The organism is Campylobacter fetus subsp. fetus, from assembly GCF_900475935.1.
GTDB classification, from domain to species: Bacteria; Campylobacterota; Campylobacteria; order Campylobacterales; family Campylobacteraceae; genus Campylobacter; species Campylobacter fetus.
Genome location: NZ_LS483431.1, coordinates 1,077,910 through 1,103,064, shown reverse-complemented (window position 1 = coordinate 1,103,064; position 25,155 = coordinate 1,077,910). Strand labels below are relative to the sequence as shown.

27 protein-coding genes and 1 pseudogene are annotated in these 25,155 nt (G+C 33.0%); 23 read left to right on the top strand and 5 right to left on the bottom strand.

Translation table 11 applies throughout. From position 1 onward, the window contains the following. Window positions 1-50: 50 nt before the first annotated feature. Window positions 51-1,091, bottom strand: coding sequence for a radical SAM family heme chaperone HemW (hemW, locus tag DQN38_RS05470; protein WP_038453724.1), 1,041 nt, complete (start codon window positions 1,089-1,091; stop codon window positions 51-53). 115 nt (window positions 1,092-1,206) lie between these two features. Between hemW and DQN38_RS05465 the strand changes: the two genes are divergently transcribed. The 16 genes and pseudogenes from DQN38_RS05465 (at window position 1,207) to DQN38_RS05390 (ending at window position 15,408) form a co-directional block, all read left to right on the top strand. Then, entirely contained in the window at window positions 1,207-1,677 is a 471-nt protein-coding gene (locus DQN38_RS05465; RefSeq protein WP_002849725.1) for an RNA pyrophosphohydrolase, read from the top strand. Next, complete coding sequence (locus tag DQN38_RS05460) at window positions 1,677-2,891, top strand: aspartate kinase (RefSeq protein ID WP_065843752.1); 1,215 nt, start codon at window positions 1,677-1,679, stop codon at window positions 2,889-2,891. Before DQN38_RS05465 ends, DQN38_RS05460 begins: the two co-directional genes overlap by 1 nt. Further along, entirely contained in the window at window positions 2,891-3,433 is a 543-nt protein-coding gene (locus DQN38_RS05455; RefSeq protein WP_011732088.1) for a HobA family DNA replication regulator, read from the top strand. Before DQN38_RS05460 ends, DQN38_RS05455 begins: the two co-directional genes overlap by 1 nt. Window positions 3,434-3,441: 8 nt before the next feature. Continuing rightward, window positions 3,442-4,059 (top strand): DNA polymerase III subunit delta', encoded by a 618-nt coding sequence (locus DQN38_RS05450; protein ID WP_065843751.1) that lies wholly within the window; start codon window positions 3,442-3,444, stop codon window positions 4,057-4,059. Continuing rightward, entirely contained in the window at window positions 4,056-5,198 is a 1,143-nt protein-coding gene (folP, locus tag DQN38_RS05445; protein WP_065843750.1) for a dihydropteroate synthase, read from the top strand. The genes DQN38_RS05450 and folP overlap by 4 nt, the downstream gene beginning before the upstream one ends. Continuing rightward, entirely contained in the window at window positions 5,199-7,136 is a 1,938-nt protein-coding gene (gene ligA / locus DQN38_RS05440; protein WP_065843749.1) for an NAD-dependent DNA ligase LigA, read from the top strand. Next, a complete protein-coding gene (gene tlyA / locus DQN38_RS05435) occupies window positions 7,133-7,834 on the top strand; it encodes a 23S rRNA (cytidine-2'-O)-methyltransferase TlyA (RefSeq protein ID WP_002849715.1) in 702 nt (233 codons plus the stop codon). Before ligA ends, tlyA begins: the two co-directional genes overlap by 4 nt. Then, window positions 7,803-8,684: a bifunctional riboflavin kinase/FAD synthetase gene (locus DQN38_RS05430; protein WP_002849713.1), complete on the top strand. Its 882-nt coding sequence runs from the start codon at window positions 7,803-7,805 to the stop codon at window positions 8,682-8,684. The genes tlyA and DQN38_RS05430 overlap by 32 nt, the downstream gene beginning before the upstream one ends. Further along, window positions 8,681-9,385: a carboxy-S-adenosyl-L-methionine synthase CmoA gene (gene cmoA / locus DQN38_RS05425; RefSeq protein ID WP_002849711.1), complete on the top strand. Its 705-nt coding sequence runs from the start codon at window positions 8,681-8,683 to the stop codon at window positions 9,383-9,385. Before DQN38_RS05430 ends, cmoA begins: the two co-directional genes overlap by 4 nt. A 77-nt stretch (window positions 9,386-9,462) precedes the next feature. After that, window positions 9,463-10,503: an ABC transporter substrate-binding protein gene (locus tag DQN38_RS05420; RefSeq protein WP_024305207.1), complete on the top strand. Its 1,041-nt coding sequence runs from the start codon at window positions 9,463-9,465 to the stop codon at window positions 10,501-10,503. A 10-nt stretch (window positions 10,504-10,513) separates the two neighbouring features. Next, a pseudogene (locus DQN38_RS09080) lies at window positions 10,514-11,238 on the top strand (esterase-like activity of phytase family protein); the annotation flags it as partial. Between the two features lie 162 nt (window positions 11,239-11,400). Further along, window positions 11,401-12,204 carry an alkaline phosphatase family protein gene (locus DQN38_RS05410; protein ID WP_065843748.1) on the top strand — a complete coding sequence of 268 codons (804 nt, stop codon included), beginning with the start codon at window positions 11,401-11,403 and terminating at the stop codon, window positions 12,202-12,204. Beyond that, window positions 12,201-13,010 (top strand): ABC transporter permease, encoded by an 810-nt coding sequence (locus DQN38_RS05405; protein ID WP_065843747.1) that lies wholly within the window; start codon window positions 12,201-12,203, stop codon window positions 13,008-13,010. The genes DQN38_RS05410 and DQN38_RS05405 overlap by 4 nt, the downstream gene beginning before the upstream one ends. Further along, entirely contained in the window at window positions 13,007-13,786 is a 780-nt protein-coding gene (locus DQN38_RS05400) for an ABC transporter permease (RefSeq protein WP_011732081.1), read from the top strand. The genes DQN38_RS05405 and DQN38_RS05400 overlap by 4 nt, the downstream gene beginning before the upstream one ends. Before the next feature lies 1 nt (window position 13,787). Then, complete coding sequence (locus DQN38_RS05395; RefSeq protein WP_038453628.1) at window positions 13,788-14,789, top strand: ABC transporter ATP-binding protein; 1,002 nt, start codon at window positions 13,788-13,790, stop codon at window positions 14,787-14,789. Beyond that, window positions 14,773-15,408: an HAD family hydrolase gene (locus tag DQN38_RS05390; RefSeq protein WP_002849701.1), complete on the top strand. Its 636-nt coding sequence runs from the start codon at window positions 14,773-14,775 to the stop codon at window positions 15,406-15,408. The genes DQN38_RS05395 and DQN38_RS05390 overlap by 17 nt, the downstream gene beginning before the upstream one ends. A 47-nt stretch (window positions 15,409-15,455) precedes the next feature. Here DQN38_RS05390 and DQN38_RS05385 read toward each other — a convergent pair whose 3' ends face one another. From DQN38_RS05385 to rpsO, 3 genes are read right to left on the bottom strand one after another with little or no spacing between them, the layout of a single operon-like run. Then, entirely contained in the window at window positions 15,456-16,043 is a 588-nt protein-coding gene (locus DQN38_RS05385; protein WP_065843746.1) for an aminotransferase class IV, read from the bottom strand. Then, window positions 16,009-16,926, bottom strand: coding sequence for an aminodeoxychorismate synthase component I (locus DQN38_RS05380; protein ID WP_111738206.1), 918 nt, complete (start codon window positions 16,924-16,926; stop codon window positions 16,009-16,011). Before DQN38_RS05380 ends, DQN38_RS05385 begins: the two co-directional genes overlap by 35 nt. A 26-nt stretch (window positions 16,927-16,952) precedes the next feature. Next, the gene (gene rpsO / locus DQN38_RS05375; RefSeq protein ID WP_002849698.1) at window positions 16,953-17,225 is read right to left on the bottom strand and encodes a 30S ribosomal protein S15; all 273 of its coding nucleotides are present in this window, start codon (window positions 17,223-17,225) and stop codon (window positions 16,953-16,955) included. 171 nt (window positions 17,226-17,396) lie between these two features. On the opposite strand from rpsO, the gene DQN38_RS05370 reads away from it, so the two are divergent. From DQN38_RS05370 to DQN38_RS05355, 4 genes are read left to right on the top strand one after another with little or no spacing between them, the layout of a single operon-like run. Beyond that, window positions 17,397-17,801: an Rrf2 family transcriptional regulator gene (locus DQN38_RS05370; protein WP_065843744.1), complete on the top strand. Its 405-nt coding sequence runs from the start codon at window positions 17,397-17,399 to the stop codon at window positions 17,799-17,801. A gap of 2 nt (window positions 17,802-17,803) precedes the next feature. After that, complete coding sequence (gene flhA / locus DQN38_RS05365; protein ID WP_225893263.1) at window positions 17,804-19,975, top strand: flagellar biosynthesis protein FlhA; 2,172 nt, start codon at window positions 17,804-17,806, stop codon at window positions 19,973-19,975. Window positions 19,976-19,984: 9 nt separating this feature from the next. Next, a complete protein-coding gene (locus tag DQN38_RS05360; protein WP_065843743.1) occupies window positions 19,985-21,001 on the top strand; it encodes a DHH family phosphoesterase in 1,017 nt (338 codons plus the stop codon). Beyond that, complete coding sequence (locus tag DQN38_RS05355; RefSeq protein ID WP_002849694.1) at window positions 20,998-21,231, top strand: hypothetical protein; 234 nt, start codon at window positions 20,998-21,000, stop codon at window positions 21,229-21,231. Before DQN38_RS05360 ends, DQN38_RS05355 begins: the two co-directional genes overlap by 4 nt. 169 nt (window positions 21,232-21,400) lie before the next feature. Here the strand turns inward: DQN38_RS05355 and DQN38_RS05345 are convergent, their stop codons facing one another. Then, the gene (locus DQN38_RS05345) at window positions 21,401-21,655 is read right to left on the bottom strand and encodes a helix-turn-helix domain-containing protein (protein WP_024305213.1); all 255 of its coding nucleotides are present in this window, start codon (window positions 21,653-21,655) and stop codon (window positions 21,401-21,403) included. 260 nt (window positions 21,656-21,915) lie between these two features. On the opposite strand from DQN38_RS05345, the gene DQN38_RS05340 reads away from it, so the two are divergent. Genes DQN38_RS05340 through dnaK form a run of 3 tightly spaced genes read left to right on the top strand, consistent with a single transcriptional unit; the run spans window position 21,916 to window position 25,141 of the window. Beyond that, complete coding sequence (locus DQN38_RS05340) at window positions 21,916-22,704, top strand: HrcA family transcriptional regulator (RefSeq protein WP_002849691.1); 789 nt, start codon at window positions 21,916-21,918, stop codon at window positions 22,702-22,704. Continuing rightward, a complete protein-coding gene (locus DQN38_RS05335; RefSeq protein WP_011732078.1) occupies window positions 22,701-23,222 on the top strand; it encodes a nucleotide exchange factor GrpE in 522 nt (173 codons plus the stop codon). Before DQN38_RS05340 ends, DQN38_RS05335 begins: the two co-directional genes overlap by 4 nt. A gap of 38 nt (window positions 23,223-23,260) precedes the next feature. Further along, a complete protein-coding gene (gene dnaK / locus DQN38_RS05330) occupies window positions 23,261-25,141 on the top strand; it encodes a molecular chaperone DnaK (RefSeq protein ID WP_011732077.1) in 1,881 nt (626 codons plus the stop codon). Window positions 25,142-25,155: the final 14 nt, after the last annotated feature.

Genomic DNA, 25,155 nt, shown 5'->3' with positions numbered 1-25,155 from the left:
TTCCTAATTATAGATTTTTATATAACATTTTACAATCTTTTTTCTAATTGCTAGGTTAAGAATAAATAAATTTCATCACTAAGTAAGAAGTTTTTATTAAAAATGCGTCCATTTTTTATGTAAATTCTATTTTTCTTAGCTAAAATATTTGCTTTTTGGAGTTGTAAATCATTTAAATTTGAAATTTTAACTCCGACTATACTTCTAAGACCAAGAAAAATATGCTCATTTAATTTATCGTTTTTACTTAAATTCTCTACGGATTTTTCGAGCGGATTTTTGATGTAAGCTTCTAAATTCGGTGTAGAATAAAATCGTTTTTCTCCTATAGTTCCTACTGCGTAAGCTCCAAATCCAAGATAATCTTTTTGCTTCCAGTAACCTATATTGTGCAAGCAAGGTTTTCCGAAATTTGATATTTCATACTGTTTGTGACCTATATTTTCCAACTCTTGTATCATAAATTTAGCTAATGCAGGACTGTCTTTTTTGAGATTTATACGTTCAAAAAACGGAGTATTTTCCTCTAGCATTAAAGAATATGCTGAAACGTGAGATATATTTAGGTTAAAAATATTTTCAACTTCGGTTAAAAGAAGTTTTTTCGTATCAAGTTTTGTTCCGTACATTAGATCTATATTTATGTTGTTAAATTTAGCTATTTTAGCGTTTTGCACAGCTTTTGAAATACCGTTTTTTGAATGGATTCTACCAAGTAGCTTAAGCTTTTTTTCATTGAAACTTTGAGCTCCGAAACTTACTCTATTTACTCCAAGCTCTCTCATTTCCAAAAGCCATTTTAAGCTTGCTGAGTTCGGGTTTGCTTCGGTTGTTATTTCACAGTTTTTAGCAAGTTTCGGTTTTATAATTTCAAAAATATCCGAATAAAATCCAGCCTCGACACTACTAGGCGTACCGCCGCCTATAAAAATCGTACTTATTTTTTTATTTAAATTTAAAATAGATTCTTTTATTTCACTTTTAAGCGCACTAAAATAGCGCTTTGTTAAACTAAATTTATCGCTGTGAGAACCAAAAGCGCAGTAAGGGCATTTTGATTCGCAAAATGGTATATGTATGTAGATTTGCAAAGTTCCTCTTTCATTAAAAAGAAAAATTGTATAAAAATATCTCTTAAAACTCTTTTATTTATTAAACTTTAAACGCTTTTAGGGTAGCATTTTTTTTAAAATTTTAGGAAAAAAAATGGATAAAGAGAAAAACTACAGACCAAATGTAGCAGCAGTTATCCTATCTCCAACTTATCCGCTTGAGTGTAAAATTCTTATAGCTCAAAGATATGATATAATCGGTGCATGGCAGTTTCCTCAAGGTGGAATTGACAAAGGAGAAGTCCCAAGAGATGCACTTTTAAGAGAACTAGGAGAAGAGATAGGCACTAGTGATGTTGAGATTTTGTGTGAACATCCGGAATGGCTTAGTTATGATTTTCCACAAAATATAGCTAAAAAAATGGCTCCATACGATGGTCAAACGCAGAAATATTTTTTAGTAAGACTTAAGCCGATGGCAAAGATAAACTTAAATACTAAAAATCCAGAGTTTAATGATTATAGGTTTGTTATGCAAAATGAAGTTTTAGAAAGTGTTAATCATTTCAAAAAAAATGTATATAATAAGGTACTGAAATATTTTAAAGAGGAGGGGTATATTTAATGCTTATAGTTCAAAAATACGGCGGAACAAGTGTTGGTGTGCTTGAGAGGATTGAAGAAGTAGCAAAAAGGGTGATAGAGACAAAAAAAGCTGGAAATGACGTAGTAGTCGTAGTTTCAGCTATGAGCGGAGTGACTAATAAATTAATTGAATATGCTGAGTATTTTACCAAAAATGAGCCATGCTCCGCTGATATGGATATGCTATTAAGCTCAGGAGAAAGAGTTACTAGCGCACTTCTATCTATAGCATTAAATGAAAAAGGGTATTCTTCTATAGCTATGAGCGGTAGAGCAGCCGGTATACTTACTGATAGTACTTATACAAAAGCTAGAATTATAAGTATAGATAATTCAAATATGAAAAAAGCCATAAGCGAGGGTAAAATCGTAGTTTTAGCAGGTTTTCAAGGCGTTGATGCAAACGGATACGTTACTACTTTAGGGCGTGGAGGAAGTGATCTTAGTGCCGTTGCTATAGCAGGAGCTTTGAATGCTGATTTGTGTGAAATTTATACCGATGTAGACGGAGTATATACAACCGATCCTCGTATAGAACCAAAAGCTAAAAAGCTTGAAAAGATTAGTTATGATGAGATGCTAGAGCTTGCCAGTATGGGCGCAAAAGTACTGCAAAACAGAAGCGTTGAGCTAGCTAAAAAATTAAATGTAAGTTTAGTTACTAGAAGTAGTTTTAATAATAATGAAGGAACATTAATAACAGGAGAAGCAAATATGGAAAATAACAGTATGGAACAAGCATTAATCAGCGGCATCGCTTTGGATAAAAATCAAGCAAGAGTAACTATGCGCGGTGTTGTCGATAAGCCAGGAGTTGCAGCTGGAATTTTTAAGAAACTTGCTGAAAAAAATATAAATGTAGATATGATAATTCAAAACACGAGTCATGAAGACGGCACTACAAGTCTCGGTTTTACAGTGCCGCAAAATGAGATGGAAGCAGCTAGAAGCGTTGTAGATGGCGTAGCAAAATCTGTTGAAATAGACAGCGACGTAGTAAAGGTAAGCGTTGTCGGAGTAGGTATGAAAAGTCATAGCGGCGTAGCAAGTCTTGCTTTTTCAACTTTGGCTAATGAGAGTATAAATATACAGATGATCTCTACTAGTGAAATAAAAATATCTATGATAGTGGCATCAAAATATGGAGAGTTAGCAGTTAGAGCGCTTCATAAAGCTTATGAGCTAGATAACTAATGACTGATTTTATCAAGTGGAGCTTAGAAGCTATAAGAGATGAAGGCTCTCTTATGAGCTGGATGGAAGAAAGACGCGTGGAGTGGGCTCCACTGCTTGCTTCTAGAGTAAAATATCTATTTGAAGGCGTTACATTTATAGTTATTAGCGATGAGGAAAGAGATTGGTTCGAGAGCTATTTTTTAAGAAATATTAATCGTAGAGATAATGCTAGGCCGATACTTCCTTTTGTATCTTTAAAATCGCTTTATCCGTCATTTAATGAGATAAACTCTAAAGAGGAGATAAGTCTTTTAGAAGATATGTTAAGTATCGCTTTTCCAAATGGATTTATATATTTTTATGTAGGAAAGTCAAGTTCAAAATTATCTTTGATAGCAAAAAGCAAGGATGATAGCTATATGTGGCTTTTTGATGAGCAAGCGCAAAATAGCTTTTATCTAAGCTCGAATGATGATTTGCTTGATATTAAACTTCTATCTTTATTTAGACTTTTTAATAAAAGTATAGATGCTGTTTTGTTTGGTAAAGTAAGTTTATAGGAGAAGTTTTGCATAGTAAAATCATAATCTCAAGCGATTTTAGTAGCGTTAAAGATGAGCTTATAAGAGATATTAAGCCTAATTTTTTACGTATTTTTGAATATGATAATTTTTTGGTCGATGATGCAAAAGAGATTATAAATGAAGCTTATATAGCTGAGATAGAAGAAAAAGTTATAGTGATAATGGCTTTTAAATTTGGGATTGAGCCGCAAAATGCACTTCTAAAGATACTAGAAGAACCTCCAAAAAATAGCATTTTTATCCTTGTAGCGCCGTCTAAAAATAGTCTTTTGCCTACTATTCGTTCAAGACTTATGATAGAAAATAGAAAATTAAATTTACAAAGAGCGGCTACTGGTTTAAATTTAAAAAAACTAGAGCTTAAAGATATATATAATTTTATAGAACAAAGTATATCTTTAGAAAAAGTCGATAAACTAAATAAAACTTCTTTGCTAAACTTAGTAAAGTCGATAGTTTGCGAAGCTATCGATTCTGGAGCTTCTTTTAGTGTTGAGGATTATAGATATTTTTATAAAATTTACCGTTTAGTTGATCTAAATGCAAAATCGACTCAAGTTTTAACGCCGCTTTTATTACTGATTATGCAAAGGATGCGATGAGAGTTTTTAAGATAGATGCAAATAGTGGATTTGAAAGTATTTGCTATACCATAAAGCCTCAAAAGGCAGGGCTAAATATCATGAAACAAAAGAGCCATTTGAATTTTTTTTATATAAAAGATATAAAAAGAGCCGCAGCAAATATCTTAAAACAAGACGCTTTGAGTATAGGTGCCGAGTTGGTTAGTTCAAAAGAAACGGTTTTAGGCGGAGATGAACTTGAAAATGCACTTCTTATAGCAAATGATAAGCAAATTTCTTATTTAGCTAAAAAAGAGTTAATGCAAGATTTTGGACTGAAAACTTTAGCTAAATTTATCTCAAAAGAGTTCAGAAAACCGGATAATCCTCTTATTATGGGTGTTTTAAATTTTAATGAAGATAGTTTTAATCCGAGTAGTAGAACAAATATACATGAGGCTGTTTTTAAGATAGAAAAAATGATAAATGATGGCGCCAGCTATGTTGATATCGGTATGGTAAGTTCTCGTCCAGGAAGTCAATACATAGGTAGCGAACATGAATTTAATAGAGTTAAGCCGGTTATAGATGAAATTTATTCAAATAAATTGCACGAAAAGGTAAAGTTGAGTCTCGATAGTTTTGATGAAAAGTGTCTTAGGTACGCTTTGGAGCGTGGATTTAGTATGATAAACGATATAAGTGCAGACTGTTCGTTAGCCACGCTTGCAAAGGAATTTGGCGCTAGTTATTGTCTTATGCATAAAAAAGGCGATCCGCAAACTATGCAACAAAATGTTTGCGACTGTGAAATTTTAAGTGAAGTTGATGATTTTTTCAGTAAAAAGCTGGAAATTTTAGAAAGTTTGGGAGCAAAAGATATATATCTTGATGTTGGAATAGGATTTGGAAAAACGCCTAGAGATAATATGATTTTGATAAAGCATTTGGAGCATTTCTTGCATTTTGGTTATCCTCTTTTTGTCGGAGCTAGCAGGAAATCGGTTATTGATTTTTACTCTAAGAGCAGCGTTGAGCAGAGATTAGCCGGAACGCTATTTTTGCATCTTAATGCGTTTTATAACGGAGCTAGTATAGTGCGCGTTCATGATGTTGGCGAACATGCGCAGATGTTTAAATTAGCGCTTGCTTATAGAGATTTAGATATTGAGGGTTAGATGGATAAAAATGATTATTTAAAAGCAGTCGATAGTTTAAATTTATGGGCAAAGGCTTATTATACCGATGATTCTCCGATGGCGTCAGATGATGAGTATGACAAGCTTTATAACGCCGTAGTTCAGTTTGAAAAAGAAAATCCGGATTTAAAACTCTCTTACTCTCCTACAAATAGAATCGGTGGAGAGATTTTAGATGAGTTTAAGAAGATATCTCATATAGAAAAAATGTGGTCCATGGAGGATATATTTAGTGATAGCGAGCTTGTTGCTTGGATTTCTAGAGGAGATAAAACGGATTGCGAGTTTTTTGCCGAACCTAAATTTGATGGAGCTAGTTTAAATTTACTTTATGAAAACGGAAATCTTATAAGCGCTGCTACAAGAGGCGATGGAAGCGTTGGAGAAGACGTCACGAACAATGCAAAGGTCATAAGCTCAGTACCGTTGCAAATAGACTATAAAGATAAAATAGAAATAAGAGGCGAAGTCGTCATAACAAAAGATGATTTTGAATTGATAAATATTGAGCGTAGCAAAAATTCAGAACCGCCTTTAGCAAATCCGAGAAACGCAGCAGCCGGAAGCCTTAGACAGCTTGATAATGGTATAGTAAAACAGAGAAAACTTAAGTTTTATCCATGGGGAGTCGGAGAGAACTCTTTGAAATTTAATAAACATTCTCAGATTATGGATTTTGTAAGAAGTCTTGGTTTTTTACATGATAATTTTTGTAAAGTGATCAGAGGTATCGACGAGTTAAAAATTGCTTATAAAGAGCTTTTAAGTGTAAGAGAGCTTAAGCCTATTTTGATGGACGGAATGGTAATACGAGTAAATGATTTATCAAAAGCTAATCAGCTTGGTTATACCGTTAAATTTCCAAAATTTATGGTAGCTTATAAATTTCCTGCCACTGAAAAGACTGCAAGATTGATAGATATATTGCTGCAAGTAGGAAGAACAGGAGTCGTAACTCCAGTGGGATTGCTTGATGGAGTTTTGATAGACGGTGCGTTTATAAAAAATGTCACGCTTCATAATTTTGATGAGATAGATAGATTAAATTTAATGAAAAATGACTTTGTTACCGTGATAAGAAGCGGAGATGTCATACCTAAGATTACTGGAGTATTTAAAGATAGAAGAGACGGTAGTCAAAGTGAGATAATTCGCCCGAAAATTTGCCCTGAATGCGGAAACGAGCTTTTAGACGAAGGTGTTTTTATAAAGTGTCAAAATCTAACTTGCAAAGCTAGAGTCGTGAGTTCTATTATCTATTTCGCATCTAAAAAATGTATGAATATAGACGGTCTTGGTGATGCTATAGTAGAGCTTTTATATCAAAAAAATATTATTAAAGATATCGCTGATATTTATAGGCTTGATGAGCTTAGTTTTATAGGTCTTGAGGGATTTAAAACTAAAAAAATTTCAAATTTATTATCGGCTATTAATAACTCTAAAACTCCAAATTTAGATAAATTTATAGCGTCTTTAGGCATCGAACATATAGGCGAAGTTGCCGCTAAAAAAATAGCAAATAATTATGGAGATAGGTGGCTTGAATTAACTCTTGAAGAGCTTTTAGCTTTAGACGGATTTGGTGAAGCTATGGCTCTTAGTTATCTTGAGTTTATGAGAGTAAATTTAGAAAAAATAAAAGAACTTTTAGAATTTATCACTCCAAAAATGCAAAATTTAGAGTTAAAAACAAATATATTTTCAGGAAAAACAGTAGTTATAACAGGTACTTTGTCTCGCTCTAGAGATGAGTTCAAAGCAGAACTAGAAAGTTATGGTGCTAAAGTATCTAGCTCGGTGTCTAAAAAAACGGATTTCGTATTATATGGAAATGAAGCCGGAAGTAAGCTAGAAAAAGCAAATGAATTAGGTGTAAGAGCAATAGATGAGAGTGAGTATGAAAGTTTAAAATGAGAGCCGATGTTTTCGTATCTGCAACTCTTGGTATCAGCAGAAATCAAGCTAGTGAGCTTATAAAATCAAAAAATATAACTTTAAACGAAAATATGATAGATAAACCGAGTTTAGAAGTAAAGGGCGATGAGAGAGTTGTTGCAAATGATAATATTTATGTGAGTAGAGCCGCTCTTAAACTAAAAGGTTTTTTAGGCGAATTAAAACCGTGTTTTTTAAATTTAAATGCTCTTGATGTCGGCAGCAGTACTGGTGGATTTGTGCAAATTTTACTTGAAAATGGTGTTAAAAGCGTAACCGCTTTAGATGTGGGAAGTGCTCAATTAAGCACCGTTTTAAGAAACGATAAAAGAGTTATAGTACAAGAAAATACTGATATAAGAAAATTTAACTCTTCTAAATTTGATTTGGTTACGGTTGATGTTAGTTTTATATCTATTTTACAAATTTTAAACGATATTGACCGTTTAGCTAAACGAGATATAATTTTACTATTTAAGCCGCAATTTGAAGTAGGAGCGAATGCCAAAAGAAGCAAAAAAGGCGTTGTCAAAGATAAAAAGCTAATAAACTTATCTAAAGCAAAATTCGAAATAGCCGCAAGCGAACTTGGCTGGAGTTTAAAAAAGAGTAAAGAGTCTGTAATAACTGGTAAGGAGGGTAACCTTGAGTTATTTTACTACTATGTCAAAAGATAAGATAGAAGCGATTGCGATAGGCCATTTTGACGGTATTCACAAAGGTCACAAAGAGCTTATAAAAAAATTAGGTAAAAACGGCGCGTTGGTCGTTGTAGAAAGCGATAAAGCTTGCATAACTCCCGGAGATAGAAGAGAAGAGTACTCCGGAGTACCCTGTTTTTACTATCATTTAAAAGATATCGTAGAGCTTAGGGGAGACGAGTTTTTGAAGCTTTTACAAAACGAGTTTCCAAATTTAAAACGTATAGTCGTGGGTTATGATTTTAAATTCGGAAAAGATAGAGCTTGGGATAAACACGATCTTAAAAATTTATTTCACGGCGAAGTTTTGGTTGTAAATGAGTTTAGTTTTGATGGTCTCGGTGTTCATAGCTCTGCTATCAGGCGTTTTTTAAGAGATGGCGATATATATAGAGCAAATCGTCTTTTAGGGCGCGAATATAGCATTAAAGGCAGAGTTATAAGCGGTCAAGGTTTAGGAAAAAAAAGTATATATCCGACGCTAAATTTGGTGGTTGAGCCTTATATCACTCCCAAAAACGGAGTTTATGCAACTAGAACAAAAATAGGCGACGATACTTATAGTTCTATAACTTTTATAGGCAATAGATTTACGACAGATGGCGCTTTTAGCATAGAAAGTCATCTTTTTGACGTAGATTTAAAAGATAATATATATGAAGTTAGAGTATGTTTTATAGAAAGAATTAGGGATAATTTTAAATTCAACTCTCTAGATGAGCTAAAAACTCAGATATCAAAAGATATGCTTATAGCAAGAAATGTCGCAAAATGCTGTGATCTGAGTTTGCAAGACGATTATATACATGCAAGGGATCTGGTTTGAGAGATGAGGTTTTTAAACGTCCTATAAAAAAGCAGTTTGAGTTTGATGAAAGCGTAGTGAGTGTTTTTGATGATATGGTTAGTAGATCCGTGCCGTATTATTGCGATGTACAGGCTCTTATCTCTTTAATTTTAAGTAAAAATTTGTCACCAAACGCTAAAGTTTTTGATCTTGGTTGCTCTACTGCTACAACTTTACTTGAGATTTTTAAGCTTAGAAACGATCTAAGTTTAAACGGTGTCGATAGTAGTGAAGCTATGATAAAAACCGCAAGAAATAGATCTTTGGCTTACTTGGCAAATTTAAATTTATATGTGAGCGATATTTTGGATTTTGATTTTAGCGGTAGTGACGCTGTTATCTTAAATTATACGTTGCAATTCATTCGTCCTATAAAAAGAGAGGAATTTATAAAGAAGATATATTCAAATTTAAAAAGCGGCGGAATATTTATATTTAGCGAAAAATTGGTTTATGAAGATAAAAAACTAACTCTTGATATGATAGAAATATATGAAAATTATAAACATTCGCAAGGATATTCTAAATTTGAGATTGCTCAAAAGCGTCAAGCTTTAGAAAATATACTTATTCCATATAGCGAAAATGAAAATAAAGAACTCTGTTTAAATGCAGGATTTAAAAGCGTAGAAACGATTTTTAAATGGGCAAATTTTGCTACATTTATAGCTTTTAAATAATTCGGTTATAATTTTGTATCTATTTTGTTTCCAAAAGAAATTACAATTTGTTAATTTCTTAAGGAGACAAAATGAAAATACTTAAAACTTTTTTTAGCGCGACCATTGTTTTTGGAGCATTAAATGCAGCGGATATCGACGCAAATTTGATAGAAGCCGCCAAAAAAGAGGGCGTTATAAATAGCGTTGCTATGCCTGATACATGGGCAAACTGGAAAGATACCTGGGATGATTTAGCTAGGCTTTATTCGCTTAAACATAGCGATACTGATATGAGTTCTGCTCAAGAAATAGCTAAATTTAAAGCCGAGAAAAAAAACGCCACTGCAGATATCGGTGATGTTGGTCAAAGTTTTGGTCGCATAGCGATTTTGGAGGGCGTTAGCGAGCCTTTTAAAACTAGTTACTGGGATCAAATACCTGATTGGGCAAAAGACAAAGACGGTCACTGGATGTTAGCTTATACCGGTACTATAGCTTTTATAATAAACAATCAAACAGTAAAAAATCCTCCTAAAACTTGGAAAGATCTTAAAAACGCAACTTATAAGATTACAGTAGGCGATGTAAGCGTAGCGGCTCAAGCAGTTAGCGGAGTTTTGGCGGCAAATTATGCTTTAGGAGGAGATGAGAGAGACTTAAGTCCGGCTTTAAACTTTTTTGCCGAATTAGCAAAACAAGGTCGTTTAGCCATGGTAGATCCTAGTATTGCAAATTTAGAAAAAGGCGAGATAGACGTAGCTATAATTTGGGATTTTAACGCTCTTAATTACAGAGACAAAGTAGGCAAAGATAGATATTTGGTAACTATCCCGCAAGACGGATCTATAGTGAGCGGCTATACGACTATTATCAACAAATATGCTAAAAATATAAACGCAGCAAAACTTGCTAGAGAGTATATCTTATCTGATCAAGGTCAAATAAATTTAGCAAAAGGTTACGCAAGACCGATTAGAAATGCTTATATAGAGCTTCCCCAAGACATAAAAGACAAACTTATACCAGAAAATGAGTATAAAAATGCTAAACCTATAAAAAATCCGGAAGTTTGGGAAAAGACTGCAAAAAAGCTTCCAAGGCTTTGGCAAGAAAATGTTATTATAAATATCAAATAGGGAATAAAATATGAAAAAAATAGTATTTAGTGCTTTATTGATTTATAATTATTTGTTTGCGGCTCAGTATGAGGCAAATTTGGCAGGGCAAATGGCGATAGACTCAAAAAGCTTTATCTAAATTCCAAAAGACGCTCCCGAATTTTTTCAAAGTTACGGTAAATTTTCAAATTTTATTATAGAAGAAAAAGTTGAAACATATAGATCTAAAGGCGCGAGAGATACGGATTATTATCTACCTTTTGAAAATCAGCCTATACAAGGTTATAGAGGGATTAAATATATCCCGGGAGACGCAACGTACCGAGTTTTACCGATAGCGGTTTAGGAAAAAAAAGCATAATTCTTACGATGTTATGCTATATATTAGTTTAAATTTGATTTTAAAAATTTAAAATACAGAATTGTTAAAACTATATTTTTTAAAGATAAATATAAGAAATATCATTATCCTATCACGTCTGAGATAAGTAAATAGCGTTATTTGAGCGGATTTTGATTTGGAAAGTTTTCATATTATTGACGGAGAGTTTTGTGTAGCCGAGGAATTTGGACCTTTTTTACTGAATTTTGATAAAAGTGGAAATTTAAAAGAGGTTTATGATGTTTTTGTAGATGGCGTAAAGCTTCTCTCTCCAGATAATCCAAACGAGGCCAATCCCGGGTAACGTCAAACGCTCACGCGGATTTGAGGCGATGGCAAGTTCAAAAGATGGCTCAAAGCTCTTACTTCTCAAGTAGAGATCCAAATAAAACGTATGGTAACGAGTTTATTTTACTTGAAGTAGGCTTTTCTTAAGGCTAAATGATAGATGAGATATAAAGGTATTTTGATATTTTATACATAAATTTGTATCGGAAATTTAAAATAAATTATTTTTATTGAAGGAAGTAAAAATGTCTAAGGTGGTTTTAGTAATTCTAGACGGTCTTGAATATAGTACGGCACAGCAGTGTATGGGTGGTTTGCTCGCACTTTGTAATGCAAATATGGGTAAAATTTATAAGATGAAAAGCGAGCTTCCGTCTATCTCAAGACCGCTTTACGAGTGTATATTGACAGGAGTTAAACCGGCTTTAAGCGGCATACTAAATAATTATTGCAAACCTTTTAGCAGCAATAGAAGTATATTTGAGTATGCAAAACTAGCTAATTTAAAAGCCGGCGCGGCAGCGTATTACTGGATAAGTGAACTGTATAATAAAACTTTGTTTGACCGGGTTAAAGATAGAATTATAATAAATGAGCAGAGTTTAAACATACCTTACGGCATTTTTTATTATGAAGACGACTACAACGATAGTCATTTATTTAGTGACGCAGAGTGTTTGAGAGTTAAATTCGATCTTGATTTTACTCTTTTTCATTCTATGAATATAGATGATATAGGTCATAAATTTTCTCACGATAGCAAAGAGTATAGAAATGCTGCTAGAAAAGTAGATACTATATTATCTTCTTTGGTATTAAAATGGCTAGAAGAGGGCGTAAACGTGATAATCACAAGCGATCACGGTATGAATAACGATGGTACTCATGGTGGGAATTTAGATATAGAAAGAGACGTGGCGTTTTTTGTTTTTGGCGATAAGTTTAGTTTTGCTAGAGTTGAGGTAGAACAGAGCGGAATTTGCGGTTTAGTTTGTGAAATTTTAGGTGTAGATCACGATAAAAGCTTTGCTAAAGAGTTATTAAAATGAATAGAGAAAAGTTTATCGCTACTCTATTTTTAATTCCGTTTTTTGTGGTATTTTTTATGTTTATCGCAGCTCCGTTTTTATGGATTTTGATAAATAGTTTTATAGATCAAAACGGCGAGTGGGGGTTTGATAATTATAAAGAGATATTTGATAGTAGATTTTTTATGCAGAGTTTTTTAAATTCATTTTATATAAGTTTGATTTCAAGTTTTGTAGCGCTTATAATTTCTCTTTTTGGTTCATATTCGCTTTATAAAATTCAAACCTCGCATTTTGGGAATTTATTTTTGTCTTTAAATACTATGACTAGCAATTTTTCAGGAGTTCCTCTAGCCTTTGCATTTATCATTTTAATGGGTGCAAACGGCGCTATAAATCTGCTTTTTAAGGATTTGGGAATTGATTTTGTTATCGATATATACGGAAGCGTAGGGATAAACTTAGTATATATTTACTTTCAAATTCCACTTGCTATCTTGCTATTGTATCCTGCGTTTAATGTTTTAGATAAACAAAGCAGCGAATCTAGCGATATACTAGGAGCTAGCAGAGCTATTTATTGGCTAAAGGTCGCCATACCTATTATGATGCCCTCTATAATCGGAGTTTTTATAGTATTGTTTGCAAATGCGGTTGGAGCTTACGCTACTATTTATGCCCTTAGCAGCGGAAATTTCAATGTAGTTCCGGTGCGAATAGCGTCTTTGATAGCCGGAGATATCGACTTAAATCCGTATTTAGCTAGTGCGCTTAGCGTTATGCTGTTTTACGTGTCAAATTTATTTAATTACAAGAGACAAATATGAGTAGATTATCGAAAATTTATCATTATAGCGTTGTTTTAGTGTTATTTCTTATCATAGTTTTGCCTATGGCGGCTACTTTTATATACTCGATATCCTCAAGCTGGTCATCAAATATTTTACCGGACGGATTTAGTATTTCTCATTATAAAGAGCTTTTAAGCGATCCTAGATTTTTAAAAGCACTTTTAAACTCGCTTTTAGTATGTTTTGCGGCGATATTTTTAGCTATTTTATTTTTGTTTCCGGTTGTATTTTGTGCAAATTTTTACTTTTTAAATTTAAAAAACGTAATGAGTTTTATATCTGTTTTACCGTTTGCCATTGCTCCTATCGTGCTTAGCACCGGACTTTTAAATTTATATAGCGATACTATAAGTGGAACTCCGTATATACTTATAGGCTGTTATTTTTGTATCGCAGTACCTTTTGTATATAGAACTATTGATAATAATATCGCGGCTTTAAATTTAAAAGAGATAGTTTACTCAAATTATATTCTTGGAAACGGTATATTTAGAGCTATTTTTAGAGTAATAATTCCAAATTTAAAAGATTCGATACTTATAGCAGTATTTTTATCGTTTTCATTTTTGATAGGCGAGTTTTTATATGCAAATATACTTGCCGGTACGCAGTTTGAAACTCTTCAAGTATATCTTTACAATATAAAAAACAGAAGCGGTCACGTTTCAAGCGCAGCTATCGTTAGTTATCTGCTTTTGATATTTATAGCAAATTTTATAAGTTCATATATAAGTCACAGAAAAAAGGTTTAAAATGTCATACTTGCAAGTTAAAAATTTAAAAAAATCATATAAAGAGAAGTTTGTTTTCGATAATATTAATTTTAGCGCAAAAAGAGGTGAGCTGATAACTCTCTTAGGTCCGTCCGGATGCGGTAAATCCACTCTTCTTAGATGCATTTGCGGACTTAGTACTCCGCAAAGCGGAAAGATAATTTTAGACGATAAAGATATAACAAAAATTAGCATTAAAAAGCGAAATATCGGTATGGTATTTCAAAACTACGCTCTTTTTCCGAATTTAAATGTTTATGAAAATATCGCTTATGGATTAAAAATAAAAAAAATAGATAAAAAAGATATAGAAAAAAGAGTTAAAAAGATGCTTGAGACGGTTGGACTTGAAAAAGAGATAAAATCATATCCGCATCAACTCTCCGGCGGTCAGGCTCAAAGAGTGGCCCTTGCTAGATCTCTTGTTACTAAACCAAGTATGTTGTTGCTAGATGAACCTCTTTCGGCTCTTGATGCAAAGATAAGAAAACATCTAAGAGAACAGATAAAACTGATAACTAAAAAGATGAGTTTAACTACGATTTTCGTAACTCACGATCAAGAAGAAGCTCTTGCCATGAGCGATAGAATAATTCTTATGCAAGATGGTAAAATAGCTCAAAATAGCGACGCTTTAGAGTTGTATCACAAACCAAAAAATAAATTTGTAGCTAGTTTTATAGGAAGTTATAATATACTAAGCTCCGAGGCGCTTTTAAATTTAGTAAAACATGATTTTAAAAGAGATCTTGCGATCAGACCAGAAACTATAGAAATAACAAAAAACGGATCTATACAAGCAGTGGTAAAAGAGAAGATATTTTTAGGAAATATCATAAGATATTCCATGGATGCTAAAGGTATAAGCTTAAAAGTAGATACTTTGAATCACTCTCTAAACTCTTTGTATGAAGTGGGCGATAGTGTATTTTTAGAAATTCATTTAGAAATGATAAAGGAGTTGGATGATTTACCTGTATGATCTCGATAAAACTATTATAAAAGAAGATAGTGCTAAACTTTGGGTTGATTTTATGTATGAAAACTCTTTTGTAGGGTATGATTTTGTTTTAAAACAAGCTATTTTTGAAGAGGATTATGCAAAAGGAGTTCTTGATATGAATGCATATCAAGAGCATTTTTTGATGCCTTTAAAAGGTATGAAAAATAGTGATTTAAAACCGCTTTTAGATAGATATATAAAAGATAAAATAGAACCGATTATTTACAAAGATGCTCTAAATTTGATAGATCAAAACGGCGGCAGAAAGATAGTTATCTCAGCTACAAACGATTTTATAGTGAAAGCAATTTGTCGGTTTATTTGTATAGATGAGTTTTTAGCCACAAACAGCGAGATAATAAATGGAGTTTATAGCGCGCGGATGAGCGGAATTCCCGCATTTAAAGAGGGAAAAGTGAAGCGTATAAAAGAGTTGTTATCGCAAGACGAGTTTAAAGATACTGTTTTTTATAGCGACAGTATAAATGATCTTCCGCTTTTAAAAGCGGCGAAAATCGGAGTTTTGGTCAATCCTGATGATATGCTTTTAGAAGAGAATAAAAAGTTAAAATTTGGTGTTTTGAAATTTAAAAAATAGAACGAACTTATCTCGTAAAGATATAAATTTGATCTATTTATTTAAATTTAGTAGCTAAATTTAAATAATTTTAGCTCTAAAAAACCTATCATAGCATTCATAATGGCAAATCTTTTTGTTTTTAAAAGATCATTTAAGTCTATATCTTTTTGTTTTAAAAATCGATTTTGAAGCAATCTATCTCTTGTCGTACCTTTTAGCAGCGGAGTTTTCGGCGTTAACCATGTATCGTTGTAGCTATCAAATACGGCGATATTTGCTATACTTGTATCTGTGATGAGACCGTTTTTTATCATTATTATTTCATTGAAGTTGGATTTTACTGCTTCTATCTCGCTTCTATCGAGATATTTTTTATCGTAGTCAAAGTCTATATTTACTAGTTTGAACTCATAAAAATTACGTATTTCATATGGAAAATACTCCACATTTTTTAAATTCCCATTTATATCATAAATCACTTTTGCTCTAATAGTTCCGTTAAAAGAAGGCTGCAAAATATCCTTAAAATCAAATTTAAGACCGTTTATTGTAGAGTTTTCGGCTCTTTTTATATGAAAATTTAAGTTACAAATCTCTTTATCGATGATTTTTATCGTTTCAAAAAGGAAAATAGACTTTTTGTATGAGTTCATCATACTCCTTTTTTACGTCACTTCTAGTTGTTATACCTCCGCCGCTAAAAAATGATAATCCATTATCATCTTGTTTTACAAATCTTATCATGACAAAACTCCTGCAAATTTTACCATCAAAATATATAAAAACTCCACTATAAAATCCCCTGGGTTCATTTTCACACTCTTTTATGATCTTGCAAGTTTGGATTTTTGGAGTTCCTGTTATGGAACCAGCAGGTAAAAGTTTACTGAAAATATCGCCTAATTTAAGCTCTTTTCGCAACTTTCCGCTTATATGCGAGCTGGTTTGATATAAATTTTTCACACGCTCTATATATCTAAAACGCTCTACTTTTACATCTGTGGCTACCATGTTTAGATCATTTCTCATAAGATCTGTCATCATAACTTGTTCGCTAAATTCCTTTTGATCATTTAAAAGCAACTCTTTTGCATTTGGTATATCGGCATTTATCGTGCCTTTCATAGGAAACGTATGGATAAATCCGTCTTTTATGACCACGAACGGTTCTGGAGTGAAACATACAAAATCATCTTTTTTATAGATAACAGCAGCAGCATTTGAGTGATTATATATATCTTCTAAGTTTAAATTTGTTTTTATTTTTGTTTTGAAACATAAATTTAAAAGATAACTGTTTCCGTTTCTTTGATGGTTGATAACTTTATCAAAACTTTTTTTATACTCATCAAAACTAATCGGATATTTTTCTAAAAAATAGCTTATTGGTGTTTGATTTACAGCGTTTAATTTAAATTTAATTCCTAGTTTAATGGCATTTTGTGGGAAGCAAATTATACTATCATCTGGTTTATCATAGCTGATAATTGCTATAAAAGGCGTATTTTGAAATGAATTTAAAGCAGCTTTTATCATAGTTAAAGCCCCAAAATAGGGCTTTATTATTTATCTCTGATGCCTAACTCAGCGATAAGTTTCGTATAAGATTCGTAGTTTTTAGCTTTTAAGTATTTTAAAAGTCTTTTTCTTCTGCCGACTAGCTTAAGAAGACCTAGACGAGAACTAAAATCTTTTTTATTGATTTTTAAGTGTCCTGTAAGTTCTGAAATCCTTGTTGTAAGAAGTGCTACTTGAACTTCTGGAGAACCTGTATCTCCGCTTTTTCTAGCGAATTTCGCAACTATTTCTGCTTTTTTAGCCGAATCTAAAGCCATTTTTGACCTCCTGAGCGGTATTTGAATTTTGAACGAAAATTATATCTAAGTAAAGCAAAAAGAAAGCTGAAACTAAATTTAACCTACTAAATTTAAAAGAGTAAGCGTTATATCAATCAAAATTTAATAAAATTTGGTAAAATATTAAAATCAAAAATTTAAGGAGTCCATGTGCTATTTACTAAAGCTAGTGAATATGCTTTGTTATCTTTGATACTTTTATCACAAAGTAACTCTCCAAAAGACGTAGATACTATGTCGACTGAACTTGGAATTTCAAAAAGCTTTTTAGCTAAAATCTTGCAAAATCTTGCAAAAGAGGGAATACTAAATTCCTTTAAAGGTGCAAACGGCGGATTTATTTTAGCTAATAAGCCGGCAAACATAAGTATAAAAAATATTTTAGAAAGTGCCGAAAAAAGAAAAGCCTCTGTATTTGAGTGCAGCAATGCAAGAAGTGATTGCCCTAGCAATAAAGGTGACATTTGTAAAATGTGGCCTATGTTCAATTCATTACAATTAAAAGTCGACGACTTTTTAGACAACATTAGCTTAGCAGATATTATTAAGAAGTAAAATTGGCAAAACGTAATATATTGACGATGGTTGCTCCGTTTTTAGCACCATTTGTAAAGGCTAAAAGCCTAACCGTCGTTTTTGTTATTATAGCTATTTTAGCTATTATCATAGTTCCGCTCCCAAGCCCGGTACTTGATTTTTTCTTAGCGCTCTCACTATCAATTTCTGTATTGATAATATTAATTTCTATATATATACCAAAGCCGACAGATCTTAGCACGTTTCCTACTTTAATACTTATAATAACACTGTTTCGTCTATCTTTAAATATAGCCACAACGCGTATGATTTTAAGCGAAGGCCATAATGGTCCAGAAGCGGTTAGTGAGATTATCGCTAGTTTCGGACAGTTTGTCGTTGGTGGAAATTATGTTATAGGTATTATAGTATTTTGTATATTGGTTCTTATAAATTTTATGGTTGTAACAAAGGGCTCAACGAGAGTTAGTGAGGTACAAGCTAGATTTACTCTTGATGCTATGCCTGGAAAACAGATGGCTATCGATGCGGATTTGAATGCCGGATTGATAGATGAACAAACAGCGCGCTCACGTCGTCAAGAAATTATCGGAGAGGCAAACTTTTATGGAGCAATGGACGGTTCGTCTAAATTTATAAAAGGTGACGCGGTTGCCGGTATTATCATAACAATTATAAATATAATAGGTGGATTTTTAATAGGTACTTTTCAGCATGATCTTGATATGGCAAATGCTGCTCAAACATATACTATTTTAACTATAGGCGATGGTTTGGTCAGTCAAATTCCCGGTTTGATAACTTCAACCGCTACTGCTATTATCATAACTAGAGCTAGTAAAGATGAGGATAATTTTGCAGAAGGCGTTATAAGCCAACTTTTGGGTGAATATAAAACACTTTTGATAGTAGGATTTATACTGTTTGTGTTTGCTTTAGTGCCAGGACTTCCTACCTTTTCGCTTGGGTTTATGGCGATTTTATTTTTGAGTATAGGTTATATTATGAAGCAAACAGAAGAAGGGAATCTTGATTTTTCTAATATAAACAAAGATGAAAAAAAACCTCAAAAACAAGGCTCATCTACTTCTGCTGATACAGGTGGAGATATTAAACCTGCTAAAAAGAGTGAAGAAGAGATAGCAAAAGAAGAACAGATAAAGATAGATGATATATTGAAAATAGAGATTTTAGAACTCGATCTTGGATATGGACTTTTGAAACTAGCCGACGGGGATTTAATAGAAAGAATACGTGCTATGAGAAGAAATATAGCCGGACTTCTTGGATTTTTAATGCCAAAAATCAGAATACGAGATAATCTCCAACTTCCGCCAAATGAGTATAGATTTAAGTTAAAAGGCGTTGTAATCGGTCAAGGCGTTATATACGCCGATAAGTTTTTGGCTATGGATAGCGGATATGTGAGCAGTGATATAGATGGTATCGCAACAAAAGAGCCGGCGTTTGGACTTGATGCTTTATGGATAGATCAAGGATTAAAAGAAGATGCGATTCTTAGCGGATATACGGTTGTTGATCCAGCTAGTGTTATATCGACTCATATGAGTGAGCTTGTCAAACAAAACGCAAGCGAACTTCTGACCAAACAAGAGGTTCAAAATATTTTAGATAAAGTAAAATCAGAATATCCGGTCGTAGTAGAAGATACTTTAAAAGTAGCTAGCGTGGGACTTATACAAAAGGTTTTAAAAACTCTGCTTAAAGACAACATACCTATAAAAGATATGCTTAGCATACTTGAAGCAGTAGGAGATGTATCAGAAGTAAGTAAAAACTTAGATATGATAATCGAGCATGTAAGAGCCGCTCTTTGCCGAGTTATAACATCACTTTACGCAGATGAGAAGGGGCAGCTGAACTTCTATATATTAGACGCTCCTGTACAACAAAAGCTTATAGATAGTTTAAATTACAAAGACGGCGCTTATCATCTAATGATAAATGTGGCTCAAACTTCAGCCATAGTAAATGCTTTGCGTCAAAAAAGAGCAAATCGAAATATCAGCGAACAAGGCGATATGCTGCTTTGCGTTGAGCCTAGTATAAGAAAATTTATAGCAAATATAGTTCAAAATTTTGCTATAGATATAGTAATACTAAGCTTTGCCGAGATCGCGCCAAATACGCAGTTTGAAACGTTAGGCGTTATAGAAATACCAGAATTATAAAGGAAAAATATGAAAATTTACCACCTTAGTCACACAGATTTAGATGGATATTCAGCTCAGTTAGTGACTAGTTTTTATCTTAAAAATATAAAATTTTATAACTCAAATTACGGAAAAGAGATAGATGATAAATTTGCTCATATTTTATCTCAAATAGGGGATGAAAAAGCTATTATATTGATAACTGATCTAAATTTAACTATACAGCAATGTTCATATTACGAGAATTTAATAAGCGATAAAAATATAAAACTTATACTACTAGATCATCACCAAACAGGGCTTGAGTGTGCGGATAAATTTGGGTGGTATTACATGGATTCTAAAAGATGCGCAACTAAGATTACGTATGATTTTTTTAGTTCTATGTTTGGTGCGGATGAAAGGCTTGAGTCTTACTGTAATGTTGTAAATGCGGTAGATATATGGCTAAAAGATGATCCAAATTTCGAGCTTGGCAAGGTTTGTATGGGCATTATAGCCGGAGCAAGAGAGATAAATAAAGTGCTTTTTGAGGACAAGCATATGGAATATATGTTTTATTTGATGAACTCTTTTATGGAATTTATAGGGCAAAATAATGCTCACATAAAGCTAGATAATGAGATACATCAGATAAAAAAGGCATTTTTTAAATTTAAAAATGATGATACACTTAGTAATCTAAACTCATCTTATCTTGTAAGACTTTTAAGCTTTGAAAAAGATAAATTTACTATAGATTATAGAGGTCATAAAGGTATTTTAACTCATAATATAGGTAGTACATCGATTATCGGAAATGACTTTTTGGTGGCGAATCCGGATTATGATTTCTTTTTAGATGTTACTAGTAAAAAAACATTTAGTTTTAGAGCAAATGGAAATTTAGATGTTAGTTTGATGGCAAAAGAGTTGGTGGATGGAGGAGGGCATGTAAATGCTAGCGGCGGATTTTTTACAGGATTTAAGGATAGTTATAACTATGAGTTGGTAAAATCTCAAATAATACAGCTTATAGAGAAAAAAACAGGAGTCGTAAAATGAAAGATTATGAAAACGAAATCACGCAAGAAGAGATGAGTTACGAGCTAGATATAATGATGCAAGGAATGTTGTATTTTGCCGGAGTAAAAAAAGACAAACTTCTTGATGCTTGTGATATTTATATCGAAAATATCGATGATGTATTAGAAAATTCAGAAGCACAAGGTGTAGGCGAAGTCATAGAAGTAATTGAATTTATGAAAAAAAATTATAAAGAATTATTTAATTAATGGCTTATATCGCTTAGCTTTTTTATAGAGTTTTATTCTAATTTTCTTGACTATTTTGTGACAGTCTTTATAAAATTGTTTATAAAACTCTATTAATTTACAATCATTGTCTTTAGTACATATTAGCGAAAAGATGCTTTCTAAGTCGGTACGTTCTTTGTTTGTTAATTTACTCAAAGCGGTTTCCTAAAGCCTTTTTTATTTTTTTAATAGTATGAAGAGCCTCTTCATCATCAAGTTCGCAAAGCATTTTGCATATAGCCATAGCAGCTTGCGGATTTGTAGTACCTAATCTCCAGTCTTGGTATGTTCTCATAGATACTCCTAATCGTTCAGCCATTTGCGATTGAGATATTTTATTTCCAAGATTTTGGCTCTCAACAGCATTATGTAATATATTAAAAATATTGCTAACTTTTATCATACGTAAAATTATACAAGAATTATCATTAAATATACTTTAAAAAATATATTATATACTATATATGATATATAAATATATTAAATACGTTTGTTTTTACGCTATAATATATATTTTATACGAAAAAACGTGTATGTAGCCTAAATTTATGTTGATAGATATAAATTTTTGCAAATATTTTAATATTTTTATTTAAAAGACTTGACAAAGATAGGCTCAATGTTGTATAATTCACTTAGCAATTGAATAGGAAGAGTGCTAAGATGAAGGTAGATAAAAGAGATCTAATATTAGAATCAATCATACATGCTTACTTAGAAGCAAATGAGCCTATAGGCTCAAGCGAACTTGGAACGCGTATGAGTACTAGTATACCGGCATCTACGATTAGGGTTTATTTTAAAAAGTTAAGCGATGAGGGAGCTATAACTCAGCTTCACATAAGCGGCGGACGGATTCCTACAGTTCCAACTATGCAGTTTTACTGGCAAAATAGACTTAAATTTGATGATAATTTTATCATAAATGATAGTGATATTTTAAATTTTTTGGTCTATGATTTTGGTATTTACTGTATGATTTTTGGCGCAGGAAAACTAACATTGAAAGAGATCTTGAATTTGAAAGATAGATTTTTAGTTCTGGATTTTGAAAGCGAGAGTATAGTTATTAAATTTAATCCTAGAGTAGAGAAATTTTTAAATAACTTAGTAGGAATTAGTCTTGAAGAGCTTGATAGGATATCTATACAAGTGGGTCTTAGTGAGCTTAGAGCTAAAATAAAAGAGTTAAAAAGAAGTAGAATTTACTTCCAAGAAAATGAAAAAGTTGCATTTGAGATATGTAAGGATGAGAGGATAAAAACTATCTTAGATCCTGCTTTTGAACACTATTTTAGATCAAATTTGGCTTTCAAACCGGTTTTTAACTCGGGTTATATGGGGATTAAAACCGATGTTATTTATGAGGGTAAAAATGCCGTAATGATCTGTGCTGGTAGTGTTTATAGCGATTATGAGAAATTTTTAAATAGTATTAAGGAGGCAGCATGAGCGAAGATACCAATAAAAACGAAAATGTAGATAATATACCCGATAATTTTGATGATAATGTGAGTTTTACTAAACTCAATGAAGATGTAAAAGATGAGTTAGCTTTAGCAAAAGAAAGCTTGATGAGGGCTACTGCGGATTTTGAAAATATCAAAAAGCGCCTTGAAAGAGAAAAGGGCGAAGCGGTTAAATTTGCAAACGAGAGCTTTGCAAGAGATCTGCTGCCCGTCATTGATGCTTTAGAGATCGCTTCAAATTTGCAAAGCGGAGATGATGAAATAGCAAATAAAATAAAAGACGGTATAAACTTAACGATAGAACAGTTCAAAAAATGTTTTGAAAAATATGGAATTAAGGAGATTAGAACGGATGCAGAGTTTAATCCGGAATTTCACAACGCCATAAATTATATAGAGAGCGATGAGGTAGAAAGCGGTAAGATAGCTGCTGTTTATCAAAAAGGTTATCTATATAATGATAGGGTTTTAAGACCGTCTATGGTCGTAATTGCCAAGTAAATAAGAATTAAGTAAATTAAATTTAAAAGGATAAAAAAATGAGTAAAGTAATAGGAATAGATTTAGGAACAACAAATTCATGCGTAAGCATATATGAAAGAGGAGAAAGCAAAGTTATACCAAACAAAGAGGGTAAAAATACTACTCCTTCAGTGGTAGCTTTCACTGATAAAGGCGAGATCTTAGTAGGTGATACGGCAAAACGTCAAGCAGTAACAAACCCTGAAAAGACTATATTTTCTATAAAAAGAATTATGGGTCTTATGATGAACGAGAAAAATGCCAAGGAAGCAAAAAACCGCCTTCCGTATCATATAGTAGATAGAAATGGTGCGTGCGCCGTTGAGATAGCTGGTAAAACATATACTCCGCAAGAAATTTCTGCTAAAGTTCTTATGAAATTAAAAGAAGATGCAGAGGCGTTTTTAGGAGAGAGCGTCGTGGACGCCGTTATCACGGTGCCTGCATACTTCAATGATAGTCAGAGAAAGGCTACAAAAGAAGCAGGAACTATCGCAGGACTAAACGTACTTCGTATCATAAACGAGCCTACGGCTGCGGCTCTTGCTTACGGGCTTGATAAAAAAGAGGCTGAAAAAATCGTAGTTTATGACTTAGGCGGTGGTACGTTTGACGTAACCGTGCTTGAAACAGGCGATAGTGTAGTTGAGGTTTTAGCAACTGGTGGTAACGCTTTTTTAGGCGGTGATGATTTTGATAATAGACTTATTGACTTTTTAGTAAGTGAGTTCAAAAGTGAAACAGGGATTGATCTAAAAAACGACGTAATGGCACTTCAAAGACTAAAAGAAGCTGCTGAAAATGCTAAAAAAGAGCTAAGTAGTGCTATGGAGACAACTATAAATCTTCCGTTTATCACAGCTGATGCGACAGGACCAAAACACCTTACGAAAACTCTTAGCAGAGCTAAATTTGAAGGTATGATAGACGACTTAGTAGGCGAAACTATCACAAAGATAAACGAAGTAGTAAAAGACGCCGGTATAAGCAAAGGCGATATAAAAGAAGTAGTTATGGTGGGTGGTTCAACTCGTGTTCCGCTGGTACAAGAAGAGGTCAAGAAAGCATTTAGTAAAGAACTAAACAAATCAGTAAATCCTGATGAAGTAGTCGCCATCGGAGCTGCTATACAAGGCGCTGTTATAAAAGGTGACGTAAAAGACGTGCTTTTACTTGATGTTACTCCGCTAAGTCTTGGTATCGAAACTCTTGGTGGAGTTATGAGCAAACTTATAGAAAAAGGAACTACGATCCCTACTAAAAAGTCTCAAACTTTCTCAACTGCCGAAGATAATCAAAGTGCGGTTACTATAAACGTGCTTCAAGGCGAGCGTGAGTTTGCAAAAGACAACAAAAGTTTAGGTAACTTCAATCTTGAAGGTATAATGCCAGCTCCTAGAGGCGTTCCGCAAATTGAAGTTACGTTTGATATAGACGCAAACGGAATTTTAACTGTTTCGGCTAAAGATAAGGCTAGCGGTAAAGCTCAAAATATCACTATAAGCGGTTCAAGCGGTCTTAGCGAGGAAGAGATAAATAAAATGGTAAATGACGCCGAAGCTCATAAAGAAGATGACAAAAAAAGAAAAGAAGCCGTAGAAGCTAGAAATGCAGCAGATAGTTTGGCTCATCAAACCGAAAAATCTCTAAGCGAGATGGGTGAAAAAATTCCGGCCGAAGATAGAGCAAAGATCGAAGCTGCTTTGAATGATCTAAAAGAGGTATTAAAAGATGAAAGTGCTTCAAAAGAGCAGATCGATGTAAAAGTAAAAGCTCTAAGCGAAGTTAGTCATAAACTAGCCGAAGCTATGTATAAAGATCAAAATGCAGGTGCAGCGGATGGTGGCGCAGAGAAAAAGAAAAAAGACGATGATGTTATAGACGCAGAAGTCGAATAAATTTATCTATAAAT

Coding starts and splice junctions, on each gene's coding strand:
- DQN38_RS05340 (WP_002849691.1), top strand. CDS start 21,916: ATGAAGGTAGATAAAAGAGATCTAATATTAGAATCAATCATACATGCT.
- DQN38_RS05400 (WP_011732081.1), top strand. CDS start 13,007: ATGAGTAGATTATCGAAAATTTATCATTATAGCGTTGTTTTAGTGTTA.
- dnaK (WP_011732077.1), top strand. CDS start 23,261: ATGAGTAAAGTAATAGGAATAGATTTAGGAACAACAAATTCATGCGTA.
- DQN38_RS05465 (WP_002849725.1), top strand. CDS start 1,207: ATGGATAAAGAGAAAAACTACAGACCAAATGTAGCAGCAGTTATCCTA.
- DQN38_RS05335 (WP_011732078.1), top strand. CDS start 22,701: ATGAGCGAAGATACCAATAAAAACGAAAATGTAGATAATATACCCGAT.
- rpsO (WP_002849698.1), bottom strand. CDS start 17,225: ATGGCTTTAGATTCGGCTAAAAAAGCAGAAATAGTTGCGAAATTCGCT.
- DQN38_RS05380 (WP_111738206.1), bottom strand. CDS start 16,926: ATGATAAAAGCTGCTTTAAATTCATTTCAAAATACGCCTTTTATAGCA.
- folP (WP_065843750.1), top strand. CDS start 4,056: ATGAGAGTTTTTAAGATAGATGCAAATAGTGGATTTGAAAGTATTTGC.
- ligA (WP_065843749.1), top strand. CDS start 5,199: ATGGATAAAAATGATTATTTAAAAGCAGTCGATAGTTTAAATTTATGG.
- DQN38_RS05345 (WP_024305213.1), bottom strand. CDS start 21,655: ATGATAAAAGTTAGCAATATTTTTAATATATTACATAATGCTGTTGAG.
- DQN38_RS05410 (WP_065843748.1), top strand. CDS start 11,401: ATGTCTAAGGTGGTTTTAGTAATTCTAGACGGTCTTGAATATAGTACG.
- DQN38_RS05385 (WP_065843746.1), bottom strand. CDS start 16,043: ATGAACTCATACAAAAAGTCTATTTTCCTTTTTGAAACGATAAAAATC.
- DQN38_RS05405 (WP_065843747.1), top strand. CDS start 12,201: ATGAATAGAGAAAAGTTTATCGCTACTCTATTTTTAATTCCGTTTTTT.
- DQN38_RS05395 (WP_038453628.1), top strand. CDS start 13,788: ATGTCATACTTGCAAGTTAAAAATTTAAAAAAATCATATAAAGAGAAG.
- DQN38_RS05355 (WP_002849694.1), top strand. CDS start 20,998: ATGAAAGATTATGAAAACGAAATCACGCAAGAAGAGATGAGTTACGAG.
- DQN38_RS05460 (WP_065843752.1), top strand. CDS start 1,677: ATGCTTATAGTTCAAAAATACGGCGGAACAAGTGTTGGTGTGCTTGAG.
- DQN38_RS05455 (WP_011732088.1), top strand. CDS start 2,891: ATGACTGATTTTATCAAGTGGAGCTTAGAAGCTATAAGAGATGAAGGC.
- DQN38_RS05360 (WP_065843743.1), top strand. CDS start 19,985: ATGAAAATTTACCACCTTAGTCACACAGATTTAGATGGATATTCAGCT.
- tlyA (WP_002849715.1), top strand. CDS start 7,133: ATGAGAGCCGATGTTTTCGTATCTGCAACTCTTGGTATCAGCAGAAAT.
- DQN38_RS05390 (WP_002849701.1), top strand. CDS start 14,773: ATGATTTACCTGTATGATCTCGATAAAACTATTATAAAAGAAGATAGT.